1 protein-coding gene is annotated in these 560 nt (G+C 47.9%); it reads left to right on the top strand.

Annotation, left to right across the window (positions count from 1 at the left end):
* Window positions 1-560 (top strand): transposase family protein (locus tag FD01_RS13095; RefSeq protein WP_477218259.1); only part of this gene is annotated, 560 nt, incomplete at both ends.

Here is a 560-nt window from a genome sequence, read left to right as displayed (position 1 = left end):
CGCCAGAATCTTGAAGACATGGCCATTGACATGGCGCATCAACTGAATGTTCCAAATCCACGCATGTACAAGCGTGAGGCCAAACAAGTTTGGACAGCTTTCTCACGCCATCCGAAGAGCCAAAAGCAATCCGTTCACAAGCAAGTCAAAGCTCAGCTCCAATATGTCCGTCGCGATTTGCGCTACATCAATGAATTCATCGACGCCGGGGCAATCTTAACCGCCAAACAAGCAGTACGCTTGGGTGTCATCCGAATCTTGTTCGACCAACAATGGGACATGTTTGAACACAAGATTCACAGAGTTGAAGACCGAATTGTCAGTCTCCAGCAGCCTTACATTCGGCCGATTCAGCGTGGTAAGGCACGATCTAAAGTTGAGTTTGGTGCCAAAATCGATGCGTCCTTGAGCGAAGGTATCGTTGATATTGAGCGTTTCGAATTCAGTGCCTTCAATGAAAGTAAAGACTTTGAAGCGACCTTGGATCACTACTTCGATTTGCATGGCCATTACCCAGATGAGGTACTGGCCGACACACTTTACCGTAACCGCGACAATCG

It is taken from the genome of Lacticaseibacillus manihotivorans DSM 13343 = JCM 12514, assembly GCF_001435035.1.
Classification (GTDB): domain Bacteria; phylum Bacillota; class Bacilli; order Lactobacillales; family Lactobacillaceae; genus Lacticaseibacillus; species Lacticaseibacillus manihotivorans.
Note: the sequence above shows the minus strand (reverse complement) of the source record. Positions and strands in the feature narration are given on the sequence as shown.